At 69.5% G+C, this 21,490-nt stretch carries 17 protein-coding genes and 8 tRNA genes; 4 read left to right on the forward strand and 21 right to left on the reverse strand.

Going from position 1 to position 21,490, the window contains the following annotated elements; genetic code table 11:
* Window positions 1-98: 98 nt before the first annotated feature.
* The 12 genes from IT355_11365 to IT355_11420 form a co-directional block, all read right to left on the reverse strand.
* Entirely contained in the window at window positions 99-236 is a 138-nt protein-coding gene (locus IT355_11365) for a hypothetical protein (GenBank protein ID MCC7053857.1), read from the reverse strand.
* 105 nt (window positions 237-341) lie between these two features.
* On the reverse strand, window positions 342-1,388 hold the full coding sequence (locus tag IT355_11370; GenBank protein MCC7053858.1) for a 5'-nucleotidase: 1,047 nt from the start codon (window positions 1,386-1,388) through the stop codon (window positions 342-344).
* 344 nt (window positions 1,389-1,732) lie between these two features.
* Window positions 1,733-1,805: transfer RNA gene (locus IT355_11375), tRNA-Gly, on the reverse strand.
* Window positions 1,806-1,842: 37 nt separating this feature from the next.
* Window positions 1,843-1,914 (reverse strand) — tRNA-Thr (locus IT355_11380).
* Between the two features lie 40 nt (window positions 1,915-1,954).
* A tRNA-Leu gene (locus IT355_11385) sits at window positions 1,955-2,036 on the reverse strand.
* A 63-nt stretch (window positions 2,037-2,099) separates the two neighbouring features.
* Window positions 2,100-2,173 (reverse strand) — tRNA-Asp (locus IT355_11390).
* A gap of 50 nt (window positions 2,174-2,223) precedes the next feature.
* A tRNA-Glu gene (locus tag IT355_11395) sits at window positions 2,224-2,295 on the reverse strand.
* A gap of 77 nt (window positions 2,296-2,372) precedes the next feature.
* Window positions 2,373-2,445: transfer RNA gene (locus IT355_11400), tRNA-Glu, on the reverse strand.
* A gap of 37 nt (window positions 2,446-2,482) precedes the next feature.
* A tRNA-Trp gene (locus tag IT355_11405) sits at window positions 2,483-2,555 on the reverse strand.
* Between the two features lie 54 nt (window positions 2,556-2,609).
* A tRNA-His gene (locus tag IT355_11410) sits at window positions 2,610-2,683 on the reverse strand.
* 102 nt (window positions 2,684-2,785) lie between these two features.
* Complete coding sequence (gene efp, locus IT355_11415) at window positions 2,786-3,352, reverse strand: elongation factor P (protein MCC7053859.1); 567 nt, start codon at window positions 3,350-3,352, stop codon at window positions 2,786-2,788.
* Between the two features lie 117 nt (window positions 3,353-3,469).
* A complete protein-coding gene (locus IT355_11420; GenBank protein MCC7053860.1) occupies window positions 3,470-4,102 on the reverse strand; it encodes an arylesterase in 633 nt (210 codons plus the stop codon).
* A gap of 214 nt (window positions 4,103-4,316) precedes the next feature.
* On the opposite strand from IT355_11420, the gene IT355_11425 reads away from it, so the two are divergent.
* Both IT355_11425 and IT355_11430 read left to right on the forward strand, forming a co-directional pair.
* On the forward strand, window positions 4,317-5,117 hold the full coding sequence (locus IT355_11425) for an ABC transporter ATP-binding protein (GenBank protein MCC7053861.1): 801 nt from the start codon (window positions 4,317-4,319) through the stop codon (window positions 5,115-5,117).
* Window positions 5,114-7,690, forward strand: a complete 2,577-nt coding sequence (locus tag IT355_11430) for an ABC transporter permease (protein ID MCC7053862.1) — start codon at window positions 5,114-5,116, stop codon at window positions 7,688-7,690. Before IT355_11425 ends, IT355_11430 begins: the two co-directional genes overlap by 4 nt.
* Before the next feature lie 318 nt (window positions 7,691-8,008).
* Here IT355_11430 and IT355_11435 read toward each other — a convergent pair whose 3' ends face one another.
* The 9 genes from IT355_11435 to IT355_11475 form a co-directional block, all read right to left on the reverse strand.
* A complete protein-coding gene (locus tag IT355_11435; GenBank protein MCC7053863.1) occupies window positions 8,009-9,376 on the reverse strand; it encodes a carboxypeptidase regulatory-like domain-containing protein in 1,368 nt (455 codons plus the stop codon).
* Entirely contained in the window at window positions 9,373-10,140 is a 768-nt protein-coding gene (locus tag IT355_11440; protein MCC7053864.1) for a hypothetical protein, read from the reverse strand. Before IT355_11440 ends, IT355_11435 begins: the two co-directional genes overlap by 4 nt.
* A gap of 170 nt (window positions 10,141-10,310) precedes the next feature.
* Window positions 10,311-12,611: an RNA-binding transcriptional accessory protein gene (locus tag IT355_11445; GenBank protein ID MCC7053865.1), complete on the reverse strand. Its 2,301-nt coding sequence runs from the start codon at window positions 12,609-12,611 to the stop codon at window positions 10,311-10,313.
* A 341-nt stretch (window positions 12,612-12,952) separates the two neighbouring features.
* The gene (locus IT355_11450) at window positions 12,953-14,551 is read right to left on the reverse strand and encodes a DHA2 family efflux MFS transporter permease subunit (GenBank protein ID MCC7053866.1); all 1,599 of its coding nucleotides are present in this window, start codon (window positions 14,549-14,551) and stop codon (window positions 12,953-12,955) included.
* 43 nt (window positions 14,552-14,594) lie between these two features.
* Window positions 14,595-15,725, reverse strand: a complete 1,131-nt coding sequence (locus IT355_11455) for an HlyD family secretion protein (GenBank protein MCC7053867.1) — start codon at window positions 15,723-15,725, stop codon at window positions 14,595-14,597.
* Between the two features lie 17 nt (window positions 15,726-15,742).
* Window positions 15,743-17,116, reverse strand: a complete 1,374-nt coding sequence (locus IT355_11460; GenBank protein MCC7053868.1) for a TolC family protein — start codon at window positions 17,114-17,116, stop codon at window positions 15,743-15,745.
* Complete coding sequence (locus IT355_11465) at window positions 17,117-17,791, reverse strand: TetR/AcrR family transcriptional regulator (GenBank protein ID MCC7053869.1); 675 nt, start codon at window positions 17,789-17,791, stop codon at window positions 17,117-17,119. It lies immediately after the preceding gene.
* A 168-nt stretch (window positions 17,792-17,959) separates the two neighbouring features.
* A complete protein-coding gene (locus IT355_11470) occupies window positions 17,960-18,442 on the reverse strand; it encodes a nuclear transport factor 2 family protein (protein MCC7053870.1) in 483 nt (160 codons plus the stop codon).
* Window positions 18,439-19,170 (reverse strand): hypothetical protein, encoded by a 732-nt coding sequence (locus IT355_11475; GenBank protein MCC7053871.1) that lies wholly within the window; start codon window positions 19,168-19,170, stop codon window positions 18,439-18,441. Before IT355_11475 ends, IT355_11470 begins: the two co-directional genes overlap by 4 nt.
* A 232-nt stretch (window positions 19,171-19,402) precedes the next feature.
* Here IT355_11475 and IT355_11480 point away from each other — a divergent pair, with 232 nt between their 5' ends.
* Together IT355_11480 and IT355_11485 are read left to right on the forward strand one after the other, a co-directional pair.
* Entirely contained in the window at window positions 19,403-20,308 is a 906-nt protein-coding gene (locus tag IT355_11480) for an alkaline phosphatase family protein (protein MCC7053872.1), read from the forward strand.
* Complete coding sequence (locus IT355_11485) at window positions 20,305-21,489, forward strand: hypothetical protein (protein ID MCC7053873.1); 1,185 nt, start codon at window positions 20,305-20,307, stop codon at window positions 21,487-21,489. The genes IT355_11480 and IT355_11485 overlap by 4 nt, the downstream gene beginning before the upstream one ends.
* Window position 21,490 lies beyond the last annotated feature (1 nt).

Below are 21,490 nucleotides of genomic sequence, written 5' to 3' on the forward strand. Positions count from 1 at the left end.
AAGTCTTTGCGGGGTGCGTAGTGGAGTGACCTCGATCAGCTAGACAGAAGCGTGGATTGGGTTTGACCTTCGAGGGCGCGGCCTGCGGAGGCCTCATGTCAATGGCCCACCCAAAGTCTCGCTTTCAGCTGCGCCTTTGCGGCCGCGCTGATATCTGCCGCGCGGATGCGGGTGAAGGAGCGGGTGAATTGCTGGTAGTCTTTGAGGACGGACGTGCGCAGGTCGAAAACGTTCACGGCAATTCGCAGGGAAGGTTCATCACGTCGGCTCGGACACGTGTCACGGATGGGATCTAAGGAAAGCAGACATTAGCAGCATACGTACCTGGTAGCTCCACCGTCTCAGCCCTTGCGAGAGGGGCGCTTAGCGCCTGCAGCGACAGATCGATTCTTCGTCGCTGGACTCTTCTTGGTCGCAGCCTTCCCAGCGGTCTTTCTCAGGGCGGAACGCTTCACCGGAGACATCGGCGAAGCGACATCGCTGACATCCTTGCTGCTGGCCGGAGCAACGACGTTCGAGATGCCGTACGGTACGTGAACAGATCGAACGTATCGCGCGGCAGATTGTATGTGGCCGACTTGATCATCGAAGTAGATGTGCGGCTTCAAAACTCCGAGGACAGGCCCTTTTTCGACGCCGCCGAGGAACACCGCGTCGTTGACCATGACCCCCCAGCTCTTCAGCGTTTGCACCGCGCGTTCATGGGATGGCGCGTTCCGGGCCGTGACGATGGAGACGCGCAGGCGGATCTGGTACGAAGCGTCGTTGCGGCGTCGTTCTTCCTCGAGACGCTGAATTCTGGAGATTCTCACAAGGAACTCCTTCAGTGGGCCGGGCTGATGGTGCGTGCCAGCTTGCGCCTGCTCGTAGCCGTGAAAAGCTGTGATGTCTCCTGCCTGATATACGCGCTCCGACTCGTCGCTCGCCAGGACACCGTCGAAGTCGAATGCGATCCGGAGCCCGGTGTCTGCGGGGTCATCGACTGCCTCTGACGCCATCACATGTCCGGCAGGATGCCCCTTTTCGACCGCCTCGCGCACGCCCGCGGCGTCGCCACTGAGGAACAAGGCGATGTGCAGCGGAGCGATGAACTCGTACGGGGTTCGACCCTGTGTGAAGACGGCGCGCGTGACGTCGAGTTGGTAGTGCTGCATCGATTGCATCACGCGAAGCCCCGTATCGGGATCGTTGCGCGAGAGCAGGATGACTTCGACGAGCGGCGACGCTGGCGTTCCCACGGCAAGGTCATTGAGCGACAGCAAGCGCCTGACGAAGGAGAAGGCTGGCCCCCTCGGGAGCGGGTCTCGCAAGTGGGCCTCCTGATACTTGCGATACTCCTCCTCGCCCTGCTCCTTGAACACCGCGTCGGACTCCGAGAGGTCGAACACCGCGCTGGACGCGACCCCAACGACCAAGCGGGTTGAGAGATCGTAGGGGGGCAATTCGCACCGGATGATGGGGGAGGCTGCTCAGGCCGGCGACGACAGCCGACCCCTCACTCGGAAATTAGTCCCGATGCTACGATATGCTCAGCGGCATTCGCGCGGCACTTTCCACGGTCAGAATACCAGCTGCCGCTGACAGTCGGCTGATCAGTCGAGGCTCCGAGGCCGGAGGAATGGCCGGACCGTGGCTGACTGTATTGGCTGACTAGCAAAACCGAGGAGAAAAGAAAAAGCACTGTCAAACATACTGACAGCGCTAAGTTCTTATGCTGTAATGTGTTATCCAGAGCGGGAGACGGGACTCGAACCCGCGACCTTCAGCTTGGGAAGCTGACACTCTACCAACTGAGTTACTCCCGCCGCACTCACCGCACCCGCACGTGCCAAAACCAACCAGAGCCACAGAAGGGGATTGAACCCTTGACCGCTCGATTACGAATCGAGTGCTCTACCACTGAGCTACTGTGGCATTACCCCCCCACCTGCCCTCCAACCACACGTACCGAGGATGCCCTGACGCGGACTCGAACCGCGACGCCTTGCGGCACCACCCCCTCAAGATGGCGTGTCTACCAATTTCACCACCAGGGCAAACATCCAACCTTGCCGTCCTTCCCGCGCCGACCCACGACGCCCTGATCCCAGAAAATGCAACGGGGCCGACGGGGCTCGAACCCGCGACCTCCGCAGTGACAGTGCGGCACTCTAACCGACTGAGCTACGGCCCCAGTTGTGATCCTCCACCTGCACCCACACCCACGACTCCACCCACCGAAGGTAGCGCGTACGGGAGTCGAACCCGTCTCTGAACCTTGAAAGGGTCCCGTCCTAACCGATAGACGAACGCGCCGCAGGGCCGAAACGCCTCGACTCCACCACACCGTCGACCAACCACACGCACTCCCCACACCCACACCAACACCCGCATAGCGCTAACGGGATTCGAACCCGTGTTCCAGCCTTGAGAGGGCCGTGTCCTAGTCCCCTAGACGATAGCGCCGTTCGTCGTCCACCCGCACCCGCAACTCCCTCCCGCACAGGCCCGGCAGGAATCGAACCTGCAACCCCCGGTTTTGGAGACCGGTGCTCTACCAATTGAGCTACGGACCTTCACCGCGTTCCCGTGCAGAGTATCGACCCGCCAACCCCGGCCGACCACCCCAGGGTGCCTGACGGGGATTGAACCCGCAACCCCCGGAACCACAATCCGGTGCTCTAACCAATTGAGCTACAGGCACCATGCGTACCGCCCCACAACAGACACCCAAAATAGACCAACGCCGCCGCACGTTCAAGGGCCGGACCCAACCCGACCGGACCCAGCCCCGAACGAACCAGACCTATTCCTTCGAGCGCTCCAGATAGTCCCCGGTGCGCGGATCCACCCGGATCCGCTCCCCCACACTCAGGTACTCCGGCACGTTCACCGTCACCCCGTTGTCCAGCTTCGCCGGCTTCTGGCTCGCACTCTTCGTCGCCGTCTTCATCACCGGCGCCGTGTCCACGATCTCCAGCGTCAGCGAGTTCGGCAGCTCGATCCCGATCGGACGGCCATTGTAGTACTCGGCCACCAGCTTCATCCCGGGCTGCATCCACTGCGCGTTGTCGCCCAGCATCTCGTCGTCCATCTCGAGCTGGTCGTAGTCGCTGCTCTTCATGAAGTAGTACGTCCCCGCCGTCTCGTACAGGAACTCGAGGTCGTGCGTCTCCATCATCGCCTTCTCGATCGCGTCCGCCGCGCGGAACCGGTGCTCGAAGTTCGAACCGGTCCGCAGGTTCTTCATCTTCGTCTGCACCATCGCGCGCAGGTTGCCAGGCGTGTGGTGACGGAACTCGATCACCCGGCAGGGGTCGCCCTCCATCACGATCACCATGCCGCGACGAAGCTGCGTGGCCGGAACTGCCATATCAGTACATCCTCAACTCTGGGGTCCGTGTAGTGAACAGCCACGAAACATAGCGGACCCGGCCCGCCCGCTGCAGCCCACGCCCGGCTCCCGACCCGACACCGCCCCCGCCCCCTGTCACAGCGCCGGACGCCGCCCCCGGACACGGTCCAGTACCACCCGCACCGTCGGCCACGCATTCCGCGCCGCCTTCGACGCCCCCTCCGCCGTGGGGTGGATCCCGTCCGGCTGGTTGAGGCCGCTCACCCCGGCCACCCCCTCCAGCAGGAACGGCATCAGCGTCGCCCCGGTCGCCTTCGCCACCGCGGGATACACCGCCCGGAACGGCCCGGCATACCCGGCCCCGAGATTCGGCGGCGCCTCCATCTGCACCACCACCACCTCCGCCGCCGGCAGCCGCGACCGCACCTTCCCCACGATCGCCAGCAGGTTCTGCTGCAGCTGCGGCACCGACGTCCCCCGCAGCCCGTCGTTCGCCCCGGTCTCGATCACCACCACGTCCGCGGTGTCCTTCAGCAACCAGTCGGTGCGCCGCAGCGCTCCGGCCGAGGTCTCACCGCTCAGCCCGGCATTCTGCACCTGCACCCGGTAGCCGAGCGAGTCCGCGATGTGCCCCACCTGGCCGGGCCAGGCCTGTACGGCCGGGTCCGCCAGACCGAGACCGGCCGTCAGGCTGGTGCCGATGAACAGCACCCGCACCGGCCCCGTCTCGGCCACCCGCCCCATGTCCACCGAACTTCCCGGCGGCAACGGCGTTTCAGTGCCAGCACCGCCTGCACCAGCTACCGTTGACGTGTCGGGAGACGTGCCCCCCCGATCGGCAGATTGTGGCGCCGCGCCGCCGCCGCAACCATGCACCGACACCAGCAGCACGCCGAGCACCACGGCCCCGCGCAACCGGGCCGGACGGCCCCGCTTCGCACCACCCCGCGCGCCCCGATCCTCACCACCCCGCTGCTTCCGCATGTCTGACACCGGTTTGTCGTCATCCAGCCGCGCCGCGGCGCCCAGGGGCACGACGCCCATGATCGCGGTCCGCTCCCTGACGAAGGAATATCGCAGCGGCGGCGACGCACTGGCGGTCCTCCGTAACGTCACCTTCGACATCGCCGCCGGCGAGACGGTCGCCATCGTCGGCCCCTCCGGCAGCGGCAAGACGACGCTCCTCGGCCTCCTCGCCGGTCTCGATACCCCGACCACCGGCTCCGTGCTCCTCGCCGGCGCCGACCTCGCCACGCTCGACGAGGACGCCCGCGCCCGCCTCCGCGGCGAACGGGTCGGCTTCGTCTTCCAGAGCTTCCAGCTCGTGCCCACCCTCACCGCCCTCGAGAACGTGCAGGTGCCGCTGGAACTGCGCGGGATCCGCGACAGCGAGCCGCGCGCCCGCGACCTGCTGGAACGGGTGGGCCTGGGGCATCGCATCCATCACTTCCCGACGCAGCTCTCGGGCGGCGAACAACAACGCGTCGCCATCGCCCGCGCCTTCGTCAATCGCCCGCGCGTGCTCTTCGCCGACGAACCCACCGGCAACCTGGACGGGAGCACCGGCGAGAAGATCGTCGCCCTCCTCGAGCAGCTCAATCGCGAGGATGGCACCACCATCATCCTCGTCACGCACGACCCGGTGCTGGCCTCGCGCCTGGGCCGCCGCATCCGCCTCGCCGACGGCATCGTGATCGAGGACACGGGTGCCCCGGCCACGACGCCCACCCGCGCCGATCGCGCCGATTCCGACGAACCCGATGCGGTCGGGGCGATCGCGTGACACCGCCCCCCACGCTGCCCGCCGTCTCCTGGGCGCGACTCCCGGCCCTCGCCTGGAAGGAAAGCCGCACGGCACGACGACGCCTGCTGCTCTACATGTCGTCCATCGCCCTCGGCGTCGCGGCCCTCGTCGCCATCGACAGCTTCGCCGACAACCTCACCACCTCGGTCCGCGAACAGAGCCGCGCCCTGCTCGGCGGTGACGCCTCGCTGACGACACGCGCCGGCATGACACCGGCCGCCGACTCCCTGGTGGACTCGCTCGCGCGCAGCGGGATGACCATCGCGCGGGTGGTGGAGTTCCCGTCCATGGCCGCCATCACCGCCAGCGGCAACACCCGCCTCGTGCAGGTGCGCGGCGTGAGCAACAGCTGGCCGCTGTACGGCGACGTGGTCACCACGCCCGCCGGCGCCTTCACCCGCATCCGCAGCGAACATGCGGTGATGGTGGACCCGGGGCTGCTGGTCTCCCTCAACGCGAAGGTCGGTGACTCGCTCTCGCTGGGCTACGCGACGTTCGTGATCGCCGGCACCCTCACGCAGGTGCCCGGTGATGCGGGGTTCGTGTCGGTGGTGGGCCCGCGCGTCTTCGTGAGCGAGCAGTGGCTGGACGAGACCCGCCTGCTGAGCTTCGGCTCGCGCGCGTCGTACGAAACCCTGCTCAAGATGCCCCCGGGCATCAAGGCCACGACGTGGGCCGCGAAGAGCAAGCCGGCGCTGGAGAAGCTCAAGCTGCGCGTGCGCACGGCGGCCGAGTCGGAGGCGAACGTCACGGAGGCGATCAACACGCTGGGTGACTTCCTCGGCCTGGTGGGCCTCGTCGCGCTGCTGCTCGGTGGCATCGGCGTGGCCTCGGGCGTGCACGCCTTCATCCGCCGCAAGCAGGAGACCATCGCCGTGCTGCGCTGCCTCGGCGCGACCAGCAGGCAGGTGCTGGTGGTGTACGGCGTGCAGGCGGCGATGATGGGCCTGGCCGGCGCCGCCGTCGGTGCGGCACTCGGCGTCGCGATCCAGCTCGCGCTGCCGGGACTGGTGCGTGACCTGCTCCCGGTGGATGTGAGCGTGTCGCTGTCACCGATCGCGATCCTCTCCGGGCTGGCGGTGGGGGTGTGGGTGGCGCTCGCCTTCGCGCTGCGCCCGCTGGTGGGGGTGCGCAACGTGTCGCCGCTGCAGGTGCTGCGCACGCAGGTGGACGAGAGCCAGCAGCAGCCGTGGTACCGCGACTGGCGCGGCCTGCTGGTGCTGGCGGGCATCGTGTCGAGCATCATCGCGCTGGCCATCTCGCGCGCCGGTGGCGTGAAGGAGGGGCTCGCCATCAGCGCCGCCATCGCGCTGGTGCTGCTGCTGTTGCTGGGCAGTGCCTCGCTGCTGATGTGGGGCGCCCGCCGGGCCATGCGCGCCGGCTGGCCGTACGTGATGCGGCAGGGTGTCGCGAACCTCTACCGCCCCAGCAACCAGACGCGGTCGGTGGTGCTGTCACTGGGATTCGGCGCGTTCCTGGTGAGCACGCTGTACCTGCTGCAGACGGCGCTGCTTGCGCGTTTCTCGATGGATGCGGCGGCCAGCGGCGGCAACGTGCTGTTCTACGACGTGCAGGACGACCAGGGCGCGTGGATGGACACCATCGTCACGCGCAGCGGCCACACGCTGATCCAGCGCGTGCCGATCGTGACGATGCGCCTGAGCGAGGTGAAGGGCGTGCCGGTGAAGGTGGCGCAGAAGGCGGCAGAGGCGCTGAAGAAGGCGCCGTGGCCGTACACGCGCGAGTACCGCAGCACCTACCGCGACACGCTGGTGAAGAGCGAGACGCTGACCAGCGGCGCCTGGTTCGACACGGCACCCGCCGCCCCGGCCGGTTCGAGCCGCGTGAGCATCGACGAGTCCATCGCCGACGACCTGATGATCAAGGTCGGCGACGTGCTCACCTGGAACGTGCAGGGGGCCACGGTGACGACGGTCGTGGCCAGCACCCGCAAGGTGAACTTCGCCCGCTTCGAGCCGAACTTCTTCGTGGTCTTCGAGCGCAAGGCGCTCGAGGACGCGCCGAAGCAGTTCGCGGTGATCGCGAACGTGACCGGCGACAGCGCCATCGCCGCGCTCCAGCGCGACGTGGTGCGCAAGTACCCGAACGTGAGCTCGCTGGACATCTCGCTGATCACGCGCACCATCACGAACATCCTCGACAAGGTCAGCAGCGCGATCCGCTTCATGGCGATCTTCGCGCTCGTGATGGGCGTCCCGGTGCTGGTCAGCGCCGTCGCCGCCACCCGCCGCGAGCGGCTGCGCGAGGGGGTGCTGCTCAAGGTCCTCGGCGCCACCCGCGTGCAGATCGGCCGCATCATGCTCAGCGAGTACGCCGTGCTCGGCCTGCTCGGTGCGCTGAGCGGCATGCTGCTCGGCATCGGCGGGGCGTGGGCGCTGGCGACGTTCAGCTTCAAGGTGCCGTTCGCGATGGCCTGGGGGCCGGCGTTCGCGATCGCGGGGCTGCTGCTCGGGATCACGGTGCTGGTCGGGATCCTCACCGGGCGCGAAGTCTTCCGCGAGACACCCATGGCGGCGTTGCGCGAGTCGTGAGTGCTTCGCTCTCGGTGGGATAGCGAGCAGGGTTCACGCGGAAAACGCGGAAGCGTCCTGCCGCGATGCCTGTCTACGTCACCGCTCGCCGCGTTCGAATGCCGGCGGAACTGCGTACCCGGATGCGCAGTTCCTGCAGCAGTTCCTGCAGCAGTCACTCCAGCGTGAGCCGTCACCGGCGCCGCAGTGGTGTCGTGGGCTCTTTCCGCGTTTTCCGCGTTTTCCGCGTGAACCTTGTCAGCAGAGCCCGAACATCAAGGAGCCACGAGACACAGCGTCGACGCCGTCCCCAAGACCCCCGTCAGCGGTGCCCGAACATCATGGAACAACGAGCCGCGCCGTGGTCGTCTGCCCCGAGGTGATGGTCGAGCGCGTCTCGACGAGTGACCCGCCGAACGGGATCGCGATCACGCGCAGCGCCCCCGGCGGCATGCCGGTGAAGGTCGCGGTGCCGGTGCTGTCGGTGTTCTTGTTGCCCACCAGCGTGTTGAAGTTGTTGCCGGAGGCCTGCACCACCACGCCCACGTTGGGTGCCGGTGCGCCGCCGAGGGTGGTCTTGGTCACGACCACGCTGAGCGTGCCGAGGGCAGCGCGCTTGGCGGCGAGTCCGGAGGGAATCGGGGCGCGGAGCACCGACATCAGGCTGTAGATCGAGAGCCCGGTCGTGAGCGCCGGTGGCGCGGCCTTGGGCTCCAGGATCAGGTCCACCCGCGTGTAGTTCTCCGGCTGGCCGATCACGTCGCTCGACGGGTTGATGCCGCGCACCACCGCCAGCACGCTGTCGCTGCGCAGGTCGGCGTTGAACAGCGAGACGAAGGCCGCGTCGGTCACGTCGCTCCAGGCGTAGGCGACGCCGGTGAGGCTGTCGATCACGAACGGCTGGTAGAAGTAGCCGCGCGGCGGCTTGCGGACGTTCGCGAGCTCCACCCGCATCGCCGGCTTGCCGGTCTTCGCCACGTCCCAGAACAGCAGCGATCCGGTGCCCCCCGAGGCATACGCCACCTGGCGCGTGGGCGAGAGGAAGTCGCCGAAGGTGGCCCGCAGCGTGTCGGGCACGATCACGTCGTCGTCGCGGGTGACGGTGCCCTTCTGGTCGCGGAAGCGCAGGAAGAGCGGACGCGGCGTGGTGTCGTTGAAGGCGGAGCGGGTGGTGTCGGACTGGATCGTGAGCACCAGCCAGGCCCCGCGCTGCTGCGCCGAGTCGGCGGCAGAGAGCGTGACGGCGAAGCGGAGGCGCTGGCCGTAGAACGCGCCGCGCCAGAAGTCCTTCACGCCCGAGAGCTTGCTCGTGTCCACCGGGTTCGAGAGGTTGCCGGCGGCATCCAGCAGCGTGTCGGTGCGGATCACCCACTGCCGGTGCGACACCGGCACGGCGGTCGAGTCGAGCCCGTTGACGAGGAAGAACTGGTACCGCGCCTTGCCGTCGAGCGGCTTGGTCAGCGACACCTCGCCCACCAGCGAATCGACCACCGAGGCGTTGTTCACCGTGCGCCCGAAGGCGAGCGCGAACATCCCCGGGTACCGCACCTGGGAGACCTGCGTGAACTGGCTCTCGAAGCCGGCACCACCCATCGGCGTCACGGCGCCGTCCTCGGAGCAGGCGCCCAGCGTCGCGAGGGCCGCCAGACCCAGCACGGTCGCGCGGAGGTGGGAGAGTGTCGTGTGCTGCATGCCGCGCCGGGTCATCGTGCACCTCCCGCCGGTGCGCGCTTCACGCCGAGGCGGTACGTCAGGCCAATCGTCATGCGCGGGCCACCGAAGTTCTTCACGGCGGCCGGTGGCCGCGTGAACGGGGTCACGAAGGCAGGATCCTCGAGTGCCGGATCGCTGGGACGGATCTTGTCGCGGTCGAAGTTCATGAACTGTGCAATGCCGAAGCTGGCCGTGGCACCGAGGCGCTTCGTGAGCTCGGCCATGCCGATCACCGCGATGCCGTACGTAGGTGCGACGAAGGTGCCGGCGTTCGCCCCGCCGGCCGGCGACGGCAGCATGGCGTACAGGCCGCCGTTCAGGCTCACGCCGGCGCGGTACTTCCGGTCGTCATCCATGTCCTTGATGGCGTCGAGGCTGAGCCGGCCGGCAATCATCGTCGCGGTGCCGCCCACGGCCACGAACTGGAGGCTGTCGCCCACCGGCCGGTTCTCGTACGGGAAGTAGGCGCCGTTCACCTTGGTCGTGCCGGCATCGACCGTCGCACCGACGTGCAGCCACTCCGGCGAGAACTGTCGCCTGAGCCCGAGGGTCAGCATCGGCAACGAGGAGCTGGTGGCGTTGGCGGCCTCGAAGCGCGAGGTGCCGATGCCGAAGGAGAGCTCGGTGCGCCGCACCGGCACGCTGCTGCGGGTGCGACGTGCGCCACCGGCTGGCGCGGTGTCGGGACGACGGACCTGGGCCAGCAGGGAGAGCGGCAGTGCGCCGGCAAGCAGCGCCACCAGGGCGCTCTGGCGCAACAGGCCACTCCGGTTCGGAGAGTGCATACGGAGACTGAAAGGGGCGGGAACGGCCACGCTGCAGCCGCGCGGTCCCCGCGGGGGGAACCCACGGGTGTGACGATAGAGGATAATCCCCGTCACCAGTCGCGGCGCGGCACAACGGCCGCGCCCGCCAGCCCCGCTGCAGGCTACTTGAAGCGGATGCCGTTCGGGGCCACGTAACCCTTGGCCGGCACGACGGGCGCCGCCGGCTTCGCGGGTGTGCGCGGCCCGTGCCCTGCCGGACGTCCGCCGGCAGCCGCCCCGCCGCCACCCGCGCCGCCACGGCTCCGGCCTGCACCCTCCGCCGGCGGACGCTCGCCACTCTTCATCGTCAGCGCGATCCGGCCCCGCGCCAGGTCCACCGACTGCACGGTCACCGTGACCTTCTGGCCCACCTGCACCACGTCGTTCGGGTCCTTCACGAACCGGTCGGCGAGCTGGCTCACGTGCACCAGCCCATCCTGGTGCACACCGATGTCCACGAACGCCCCGAAGGCGACGATGTTCGTGACCACACCCTCCAGCACCATGCCGGCACTGAGGTGCTTCATGTCCGTGACGTCGTCCCGGAACGCCGGCGGCACGAAGCTCTCGCGCGGGTCTCGTCCGGGCTTCCGCAGCTCGGCGACGATGTCCTGCAGCGTCGGCAGCCCCACGTCATCCGAGACGTACTTCGACAGCTCCAGCGACGACAGCAGTGCCTCGTTGCCCACCAGCTCCTGCAGCGACACGCCACGGTCCTTCGCGATCTTCGCCACCAGGGCGTAGCGCTCGGGGTGCACCGCGCTCGCATCCAGCGGATGGGCACCACCGCGCACGCGCAGGAATCCCCCCGCCTGCTCGAACGCCTTCGCGCCCAGCCGCGGCACCTCCTGCAGCTCCTTGCGCGCCGTGAAGCCGCCCTTCGCATCCCGTGTCGCCACGATCGCCTGCGCCAGCGCCGGCCCCACGCCGGACACGTACGCCAGCAGCTGCGCCGAGGCGGTGTTCACCTCCACGCCCACGCGGTTCACGCAGCTCTCTACGATGTCATCCAGCCGCTGGCGCAGCTTGGGCTGGTTCACGTCGTGCTGGTACTGCCCCACGCCGATCGACTTGGGATCGATCTTCACCAGCTCCGCCAGCGGGTCCTGCAGCCGGCGCGCGATGCTCACCGCGCCGCGGATCGACACGTCGAGGTCGGGGAACTCCTCGCGGGCCACGTCGCTGGCCGAGTACACCGAGGCACCGGCCTCGCTCACCACCACCACCGTCGGGGCCGGCGGCTCGAGCTCGCGCAGCGTGGCCCGCACCAGCGTCTCCGTCTCGCGCGAGGCGGTGCCGTTGCCGATCGCGATCAGCTCGGGCTTGAAGCGGCCGACGATCGCGCGGATGGTGGCCGCGAAACGGTCCTCCTGGTGCAGGTAGAGCGTGTCGGTGTGCTGCAGCGCGCCGGTGCGGCTCACCAGCGCCACCTTCACCCCGGTGCGGAAGCCGGGATCGAGCCCCAGCACGCTCTTCTCCCCCGCCGGTGCCGAGAGCAGGAGCTGCTCGAGGTTCCGCCCGAAGATGAGGATTGCCTCCTCGTCGGCGCGCGTCTTGAGCTCCAGCCGCAGTTCCACCTCGATGCCGGGCGACAGGAGGCGGTTGTAGGCATCGTCGGCCACCTGCGCCAGCAGCGCGGCCGCCTTCCGCGTGCCGACCACGTCGCGCTGCAGCCGCGGCCCGATGTCGGCCACCGGCGCGTCCACGCTCCACACCAGCTCACCCTCGGTCTCGCCGCGGCGGATGGCCAGCACGCGATGTGACGGGATGGTGCCGAGCGGCTCGCGGAACTCGAAGTAGTCCGAAAACTTCGAGACCTCCTCCTTCCGCCCGAGCGCCCGCGCGCTCTTCACGGCGCCCTTCGCCCGGGTCACCTCGCGGATCCATCCGCGCACCGCCGCGTCCTCGGCCACCTGCTCGGCGAGGATGTCGCGCGCACCGGCGAGCGCCGCGTCCACGTCGGCCACATCCTTCGCCGCGTCGACGTACCCGGCGGCGGCATCGCGCGCGCCGGCGTCATCCACCGTGCCCGCCCAGATCGCCTCGGCCAGTGGCCCCAGGCCGCGCTCTCGGGCGATGATCGCACGGGTGCGACGCTTGGGCTTGTACGGGAGGTAGAGGTCCTCCAGTGCCTGCTTGGTGGTCGCACCGAGGATCGACGCCTTCAGCCGGTCGTCCAGCTTGCCCTGCTCGTCGATGCTCTTGAGCACCGCCGCCCGCCGCTCCTCCAGCTCGCCGAGGTACTGCGCCCGGTCGCGCACGTCGCGCAGCTGCACCTCGTCCAGCCCGCCCGTCATCTCCTTCCGGTACCGCGCGATGAACGGCAGCGTGTTGCCCTCCGCGAACAGCGCCAGGGTGCGTTCCACCGAGGTGACGGGGAGCGCCAGTTCACGCGCAACGGTCGAGATGAGTGACGGAGCCATCGGGAAGGTCTGGGTGGGAAATGCCGGTGCCGATCGAAGCGGCAAACTGCGCCCGTCACGTGCGGACGGCAACGCCTTGACTTCCGTCCTTCGCGGGGCTTCTACGCCTGACGGGCATCGTCAACAGGGTTCACGCGGAAAACGCGGAAACGCACTACATCACAGCCGGCTTGGTCGCAGTTCCTGTTTCTGAAATGCGGAAGGAACTGCGTGGGAGGGCGCGCAGTTCCTTCCGCATTTCTTCAGGTCGAGCCGTCGCCGGGGTGGCCGCGCTGTAGTGGGTCCTTTCCGCGTTTTCCGCGTTTTCCGCGTGAACCTTCTTAACGATGCCGTATGAACAGCTAATGCATGTCCGCCGGCGACATCGCTGTCCGATTGCGTCCGGTGCGCCAGAGCAGCAGCAGCGGCAGGCCGAGTGTCATCACCGCACCGCTCAGCAGGTAGATCTTCGAGAACGAGATGACGCTGGCCTGCGCCAGCACCTGCCGCTCCAGCACCTGGTACGCCTGGGCCGCCGCGGTGGTGGCGTCGGATCCGCGGGCCACGAAGGCGCGCGAGAACCCCGCCAGCCGCTGCGTCACGTCCGGGTCGCCGGCCGACATGTGCGTCACCAGGCTGCTGCGGGCGCTGGCGGTGAAGCGGGAGAGCAGCGTGGCCATGATCGCGATGCCCAGCGAGCCACCCAGCTGGCGCGTGAGGTTGAACAGCGCCGTGCCCTGGGGCACGCTCATGGGTGAGAGCTCTGCCATGCTGGCGTTGGTGAGCGGCACGAAGATCAGCCCCATGCCCACACCGCGCAGGATCAGCGGCCAGAACACGTCGTCCGCACCGGCGTCCAGGCTGAGCTGCGACAGCCACAGCATGCAGGTGCCGAACATCGCCACGCCGGCCACGATGGTGTAGCGTGCGTCGAGCCTGTTGGCGTTGCGGCCGATGATCGCCATCGTGAACGCACTCGCGATCGCGCCCGGGAAGATCACCTTCCCCGTCTGCCACGCCGTGAAGCCGTGGAGCTGCTGGAGGAACACCGGCAGCACGAAGATCGAGCCGTACATCGCCAGCCCCAGCATGGCGGCGAACACCACCCCGACGGCGAGCTGCCGGCTGCGCAGCACGCGCAGGTTCACGATCGGTTGCTCGAAGGTCAGCTCGCGCCAGATGAACGCGGCCATCGAGAGCGCGCTGATCGCGGCGAGGCCGGTCACCAGGCCGCTGTCGAACCAGTCGTTCCGCTCGCCGCGCTCGAGCATGAACTGCAGCGTGCCGATGCTGGTGGCGAGCAGCACGATGCCGGCAACGTCCACCTTGGTCGCCCGCACGGCGTTCTTCGAGTCGCGCACGAAGGCCCACACCAGCGCCGCCGCAAGCAGGCCGAGCGGCACGTTGATGTAGAAGATCCAGGGCCAGTCGAGGTTGTCCACGATGTAGCCGCCCAGCGTGGGGCCGAGCGTCGGCCCGACCATCACGCCCATGCCGAAGATCGCCTGGCCCTTCCCCACCTCGTCGGGCGGGAACGCCTCGAACAGCGTGGCCTGCGCGGTGCTCAGCAACGCGCCGCCGCCCAGCCCCTGGATCACGCGCCAGAACACCAGCGGCCAGAGCCCCGTCGCCGCACCGCAGAAGAAGCTCGCGGCCACGAAGAGCAGGATGCTGCCCACGAGGTAGTTGCGTCGCCCGAACCAGTTCGAGAGCCAGCTCGACATCGGGATCACGATCACGTTCGCGATGATGTATCCCGTGCTCACCCACGCGATCTCGTCCAGCGTCGCGCCGAGGTTCCCCATCATGTGCGGCACGGCCACGTTCACGATCGACGTGTCCACCAGCTCCAGCACCGCCGCCAGCGTCACGGCGGCGGCGATCCAGTAGCGGTTGGCGTACGGGTCTTCGGCCACGCCCGCGCGGGAACGCGCGGGCACCGGCTGCACGGTGGTCGCCATGCTCAGCGGGTCAGGCCGGGCAGCGTCGGCGGGTCGGCGGGCGTCACCTGGTGTTCACGTGTGCCACCACGCTGAGCCCGATGCGCAGCGGATGCGTGGTGTCCAGCCCCTTCGTGATGCGGATCCGCACCGGCACCCGCTGCACGACCTTGGTGAAGTTGCCGCTGGCGTTGTCGGGCGGGAGCAGCGTGAAGCGGGCCCCGGTGGCGGCGCTGATGCTCTCCACCACCCCCTCGATCACGGCCCCGTCGTAGGCGTCCACCTCGAGCTGCACGGTCTGGCCCACACGCAGCGTCTCGAGCTGCGTCTCCTTGAAGTTCGCGGTCACGTACAGCCCCGTGTCCGACGCGATGTTCATCAGCATCTGGCCGGGCTGCACGAGCTGGCCCACCTCCACCAGCTTCTTGCTGATGGTGCCCGACGCCGGTGCGGTGATGGTGGCGAACGAGAGCTGCAGCGCCGCGTTGTCGCGCGCCGCCGTCGCCGCCGCCAGTCGGGCCTCGGCCAGCCGCACGCCCGCCTGCATCCCCGCCACGTTGGCGCCGGCGGCAGTCTCCTGCCGCTGCACCGCCACCAGCTGCGCCCGCATCGCGGCCGCCTGCGCCTTCGCGCCATCGAGCTGCTGCTGGCTGACGATGTTCTTCGCAGCCAGGTCGGTGAAGCGCGCCAGGTCGGCCTCGGCCTTCACCACCTGCGCCCGCGCCGCCTCGATGTTCGCGGCCTGCACCGCCGTCTGCGCCGAGGCGGTGGCCACCATCGCCTGCGCCTGACCGGGCGTGCCACGCCCGCCACTGGTGGCCCGCGCCGCCGCCAGGTCAGCCTCGGCCTGCGCCAGGCGCACCTTGTACTCGCGGTCGTCGATCGTCACCAGCGGCGCATCATGCACCACGCGGTCGTTCTCGGCCACCCGCACCGCCGTCACGAACCCACCGACCTTCGCCAGCACCGGCAGCACGTGACCGTCGATCATGGCGTTGTCGGTGCTCTCGTGCGCACGGGCGTACGACAGCGTGCGGAAGCCCCACACGCCGCCCGCCAGCACCAGGGCGCCGAGGATGAACGGCAACGGGCTGCGCTTCGCCTGCACCGGGGCACCACGCGGCGCCGGTGCCGGCGTGACGGGAACGTCGGCGGCACCACGGCCGGCAGGATCGGGACGCACCTGGGTAGTCATGACGACAATCCTTCCGCTCAGCGGAGTGACGAGATGGAGCCCTGCGAGCGGGCGATCGAGATGCGCGCGAGCTGGCGGGATGCCAGCGCGTCCACCAGTTGCGTGCGGGCACCGCTCAACCCGAGCAGCGCCGAGGTGACATCGAGGTTGCCGGAGACGCCGGCGGTGAAGCGGTCGCGCGCCTGCGAGAGTTCCTGCTCCGAGAGGCGCACCCGCTCGCGGGCGGCATCCACCGCCTCGCGCGCCGACTGTGCATCCAGCAGCGCACTCCGCACGTCCACGCTCACCTGCGCGAGCAGGTCGCTGCGCCGTGCCTCCAGCTCCTGCTGCACGTACGACTGCTCACTCTCGCGCGCCTCGCGGCGTCCCCCCTCGAACACCGGCACCGAGACCCGCAGCGCCCAGGTCCAGGTATTGAGCATGTTGGTGCCGACGTTCTTGCCGATGAAGCCGTCGTCCGCCACCGCATTCACCGTCGGCAGGCGCTCGGCGCGAATCGCGCGGGACGCCAGGCGCGCCGTGGCGAGCTGCTGGTTCACCACCTGCAGCTCGGGACGCTGGCGCTCGGCAGTGGCGAGAGCCACGCCTTCCTGCGGGATCTCGAGCTCACCCGCATCGAGCGCGTCGGCGATCCGGATCGGCTGGTTCAGGTCCACGCTGATCGCGCGACGCAGCTCGAGTTGCGCCTTGTCGCGCTCCACCCGCGCCCCGATGAGCTGTGACCGGATCGACACCAGCTGCGACTCGGCGCGGGTCACGTCCAGCGCGACGCCGGTGCCGGCCCGCAGCGTTTCGCGGGCGATGCGCAGCAGGTCGGCGGCGAGCGTCGAATCCGCGGCACGCGCCTCGAGCACGGCATCGGCGCGCTGCACGCGCACATACGCGATGGCCGCCTGGGTGGCCGCGGTGGCGCCGGCCTGCGACGTCTCCGTGCGCGCGGTGCTGCCCTGCTGGCGCGCCAGCCGCAACCGTGCCAGCGCGGCACCATCGAAGATCGTCTGCTGCACCCGCGCGCGGACGTCGCTGGTGGGCACCGGGCCAAGCACCTCACCATCCGGGTCGAAGAACGGCGCCGATCCCGGTGCGGCCGGGAAGCTGATGCCGAGCGTGGCCGTGTTGAAGGTGCGGCTGTTCGCCTCGGTGATGCCGGAGAGTTGTGGCAGCAGGTCGGCGCGGCGCTGGTTCACCCGTGCCTCGACCTGCGACGCACGCGCCGTGGCGCCGATGACCGCGGCACCCTGGAGGCGTGCGCGCGCTGCGGCGTCGGCGAGGGTCAGCGAGAGCACCGGCGTCGCCGGACCCTGCGCGTGGAGTGCGGCGGTGGACAGCGACAGGGCGAGTGCCAGCGCGAGCTGCGCGCGCGCGCGGAGGCGGACGTGTGGATGTGTCATCTACGCGGAAGGGAGCGGCGACGGCCTGAGGGCGGCGCGGACGAAGCTGAGCAGCCGGTCGAACACGGCGTCGGCGTCGTGCAGGGCACCAGCGGTGCAGAGTGTCGGGTTGGCGCGCATGAGGGCGTGCTGCACCATGAGGGCGTGGAGCATGCGCGAGGCAGCGGGGGCCTGCGCGGCGTCGAACACTCCGTCGGCCACGCAGGCGTCGATGGTGGATTGCATCAGCCGCTGCCAGCGCAACGCGACGCGCTCGGCGAAGAACTGGCTGAGTTCGGGGAGTCGCGGGAGGACGCTGGACACGAGCCGGTAGAGCACCGGGAACTTCGGCTCGTTGACGTACGCCCAGAACGTGCGGGCGACGCGCTCGAAGTCGGCGAGGGGCACCGGGTCGTGCGGCTCGCGCTCGAGGGCATCGAGGCGCTCGACGATGGTCCGTTGGATCATCTCGCGGAAGAGCGCTTCCTTGTTGGGGAAGTAGAGGTAGATGGTGCCCTTGGCGACGCCGGCGAGGCGGGCGACGTCCTCGAGGCGCGTGTCCTCGAGTCCGTGGGCGGCGAAGGCGGTGAAGGCGGCGTCGATGATCTGCGCCTCGCGTTCCTCGGCAGGTCGCCTGGTCCGCGCCTCGTGCCGTGGCGGTGCGTGCTCTTCAGTAGTGACTGACTCGTCAGTCATCGCGAACTCCAAAGAAAGGCCCGCGGTGTCCGGGCGTCTCTCACGATACTGACTGGTCAGTCATTAATCAAGCCACGATCGCCCGCCCTCTGCTCAACGGCCCGTCACCCGAACCCTGGTGACGGGCCGCCGCCCACTGCCCCGGCCCGCGCCCGGCCCTCCTCCGACTCAGGGCGTGCAGCCCGTGGTCCGCCGCGTGTCCGTCAGCGCGATGATCTTCCACGTCTCGCCCACCTTCGCCACGTGGAACACGTCCACCCCGCAGTGGATGAAGCGTGGGCCCACGTACAGCGAATAGTCCACCCACACCGACGCCAGCGTTCCGTCGATCAGGACGCGGGGATTGAAGATCCGCTCGTCGATGGGCTGCGGACGCGGCGTCCCGACCATCCGCACGAAGGCATCCACCGGCGTCGCCGACACCCGCCCCTTTCCATCAGGCCCGGTGTCCGACGTCAGCAGTGCCACCATCTGCGGATGGAACACGGCCCGGACCCGCGCACTGTCGCCGGCCCGCATGGCATCGAACAGCTCACGCACCACGGCGCGCTGCGCCACGGTCTCCGACTCACTCGCCTGTGCACCGGCCGCACCGGCGGCCATCATGCCGGCGAGCGCCAGCACCACGGTGCGCGTCCGCAACCGGCTCATCGCGCGGCACCACCGTTCGCCGCATACGTGCCCTTCAGCTTCGACGACTCACCTCCGACGGTGATCGTGCCCTCCAGCACCGTGCCGTTCACGGTCAGCTCGATGCGGAACGGCCCGGCCGGCGTGTCACCGGTCATCGTGACCTGGTTGCCGGCCTGTGTCACGCTGCCCACTGCCACGTCGCCACTCTCGGGGTTCCCGCAGGTGCCGCCATACGTGCCCGAGGCGCTGCGGGTGATGAGACACTTCACGTCGAACTGTGCCGCGCCGAGCAACGGCCCCGTGGTGACGAAGTCGTAGGTGCCGGCCGCCGTCGCGAGCGCAGCACCTGCAGGTGCACCTTCCGCCGCGAACGTCCCCGCCAGCGGCATCTCCATGCCCTGATAGGCCAGCGTGCCAGCCACGCGATCGGCGCCGGTGAACTTCAGCTTCACGCTCACCCCGCCATCCGGCGTGTCGGCGAGGATCGTCATGCCGCTGTCGGACTGGGTGACCGTGGTGATCGGGATCACGGGAAAGCCGTCGGCCGCGACGGTGCCGCCCAGCGCCTCACCGGTGCGCTTGACCACGATGACCGTCTTCACAGCACCCTGCGGACTCTCGATGCTGGTGGTGTAGGTGCCGGTGACGGGACGGCCCTGCGACGCGAGGCTGCCGGCGACGAGCGCCACCAGCGCGACGGCGCGACCGGTGAGGGAGAGCGCGAGGCGAATGGCGGATGAGCGCATGGGGGTGGGTGCGGGGGGGAACGGGTCGTGCAGCGACAGGGCTCACTACGGCACGACGGATGATCCGGATTCGGCGCCCTAAATCATGGCCCGGCACCGGGCCGGCACAAGCGCGGAACGCGGACCGGCGATGCGGAATCCGGACCGCACCGTGACCGAGCCGGAACGCGCCAGTCACGCGCCGCTGACGCGTGCCCCGGAGCTTCGGGAGTCACCCTGCCCGAGGGCCACGATGCCGTACCACGCCATGACCGCCGCACCATCCGCACCCGCCCGCCGCGTGGTGCTCCTCGTCCTCGACGGCCTGCGAGCCGATCTCGTCGGCGACCCCCGTTTCCCGCACCTGGCCTCGCTGGCCCGCGCCGGTGCCTGCACCACCGACGCCACCACCGTGCTGCCCAGCGTGACCGCCGTTGCCATGACGTCCCTGCTCTCCGGGCTCGCGACCGCCGACCACGGCGTGACCAGCGATCGCTTCCGGGTGCCCGTCACCCGCGTCCCGCTGCAGACCCTGCCGATGCTGGTGCGCGCCTCGGGCCGTCCCGCCACGGGCATCGTGCGGCAGGTCCCGTGGCTCATCCGCCCCCTCGCACGCCGCATCGTGGACGCACTCGGCCTCGATGACACGCGGTTCGCCAGCGCCAACGCGCACTCGCTGCTCTCGGCCGCGCTCCCGGCCCTGCGCGGCCAGCGCGACGGGCTGATCGTGATGCACTGGCCCGACTGCGACGCCATCGGCCACCGCACGGGGTGGATGTCACCCGCCTATCTCGCCGCCGTCGCGCGCATGGACATCGCACTTGGCACGCTCCGCCACGAACTGGCGCCCGCCATGCACGACACGCTGCTGATCACACTCGCCGACCACGGCGGCGGCGGCCGCGTACCGACGCACCACGACAGTCCGCACCCGCTCGACTGTACCATCCCGATCCTCATGGCCGGCGCGGGCGTCCACTCACAGGCGCTGCCGGCCGGCCTGTCGCTGCTCGACGTGCCGGCCACGGTGCTGTGGGCACTCGGCCTGCCGGTGCCGTCGACCTACGCGGGCACGCCGATCCATGCCGCGTTCGAGGCACCAGCGTTCACGACGCCTGGCGCCGTCGCGGGCACGCACCTCGCGGCCTCCGCCGCATGACCAACGTCCTGATCGCGTACGCCGACACCGGCGGTGGCCATCGTGCCGCCGCCAGCGCGCTGCGGGCCGCGCTGCTGGAGCACGGCCACACGACGACGGTCACGCTCGTCGATCCGCTCGCCGTCGAATCCCGTTCCGCGCCGGGCCGCATCGCCAGCCTCTACCCGCACGTCGTGCAGCGGGCACCGTGGCTCTGGCACGCCGGGTTCGAGGCCACGAACTCGCCACGTCGCATGGCACTCGCGCACCGGCTCGCGCGGCCGTTCACGCGACACGCCTTCCAGGCGCTCGCCGCACGCCACGCCCCCGACGCGATCGTGAGCACGCACCCGCTGCTCACCACCCCGCTGCGGCGCGCCTTTCCGCAGGTGCCGATCGTGGTGGTGGTCACCGACCTCGTCTCGGGGCATGCCTCCTGGTACGACCAGGCTGCGGACCACCTCATCGTGCCGACGGCACACGCCCACGCGGCCGCCGTGCGATGCGGCATCCCGTCCGCCGCGCTGAGCCACCTCGGCGTGCCGGTGTCACGGGCGTTCGCGGCGGTGCCGGGTGAGCGCGCGGCGCTGCAGCGCAGCCTTGGCTGGGCCACCGACCGCGCCACCGTGCTGCTCGCCGGCGGCGCCGAAGGCGTGGGCACCCTCGAGGCACTCGCCGTGGCCATCGACCGTGCACAGCTGCCCTGCGACATCGCCGTGGTCACGGGTCGCAACACTGCACTCGCCGACCGGCTCGCCCGCCGGTCGTGGCAGGGCGTGGTGCACATCTACGGCTTCGTGGCGAACTTCGCCGACATGATGCGCGCCGCCGCGATGCTGGTCACGAAGGCCGGTCCGGGCACGATCAGCGAGGCCTGCGCCAGCGGCTGCCCGCTGATCCTGTCCGGCGCGATCCCGGGCCAGGAGACCGGCAACGTGGACTACGTGGTGGCGGGCCACGCGGGCATCTGGGCGCCGTCACCGCTCGCCGTGACGGCTGCCATGCATGCCTGGCTGGTGGGGCGCGATGCCCCCACCGCGCTGCGCATCGCCTCGATGGCGGCACTCCGGCTGGCCCGTCCGAACGCCGCCAGCGATGCGGCCGCGGTGATACGGCAGGTCGCCGAGGCGGCGCGGCACGACAGGGCTCCTGACACGCAGGCGGTGCACGACGATCCACGGCGTCGCACCGCCGCCGCCTGAC

The organism is Gemmatimonadaceae bacterium (assembly GCA_020851035.1).
In the GTDB taxonomy this organism is placed as follows: Bacteria; Gemmatimonadota; Gemmatimonadetes; order Gemmatimonadales; family Gemmatimonadaceae; genus JACMLX01.

Excerpts from the sequence above, each read along its gene's own strand:
- efp (MCC7053859.1), bottom strand. The coding sequence starts at position 3,352 with ATGGCAGTTCCGGCCACGCAGCTTCGTCGCGGCATGGTGATCGTGATG.
- IT355_11425 (MCC7053861.1), top strand. The coding sequence starts at position 4,317 with ATGTCTGACACCGGTTTGTCGTCATCCAGCCGCGCCGCGGCGCCCAGG.
- IT355_11435 (MCC7053863.1), bottom strand. The coding sequence starts at position 9,376 with ATGACCCGGCGCGGCATGCAGCACACGACACTCTCCCACCTCCGCGCG.
- IT355_11445 (MCC7053865.1), bottom strand. The coding sequence starts at position 12,611 with ATGGCTCCGTCACTCATCTCGACCGTTGCGCGTGAACTGGCGCTCCCC.
- IT355_11450 (MCC7053866.1), bottom strand. The coding sequence starts at position 14,551 with ATGGCGACCACCGTGCAGCCGGTGCCCGCGCGTTCCCGCGCGGGCGTG.
- IT355_11455 (MCC7053867.1), bottom strand. The coding sequence starts at position 15,725 with ATGACTACCCAGGTGCGTCCCGATCCTGCCGGCCGTGGTGCCGCCGAC.
- IT355_11460 (MCC7053868.1), bottom strand. The coding sequence starts at position 17,116 with ATGACACATCCACACGTCCGCCTCCGCGCGCGCGCGCAGCTCGCGCTG.
- IT355_11465 (MCC7053869.1), bottom strand. The coding sequence starts at position 17,791 with ATGACTGACGAGTCAGTCACTACTGAAGAGCACGCACCGCCACGGCAC.
- IT355_11470 (MCC7053870.1), bottom strand. The coding sequence starts at position 18,442 with ATGAGCCGGTTGCGGACGCGCACCGTGGTGCTGGCGCTCGCCGGCATG.
- IT355_11475 (MCC7053871.1), bottom strand. The coding sequence starts at position 19,170 with ATGCGCTCATCCGCCATTCGCCTCGCGCTCTCCCTCACCGGTCGCGCC.
- IT355_11480 (MCC7053872.1), top strand. The coding sequence starts at position 19,403 with ATGCCGTACCACGCCATGACCGCCGCACCATCCGCACCCGCCCGCCGC.
- IT355_11485 (MCC7053873.1), top strand. The coding sequence starts at position 20,305 with ATGACCAACGTCCTGATCGCGTACGCCGACACCGGCGGTGGCCATCGT.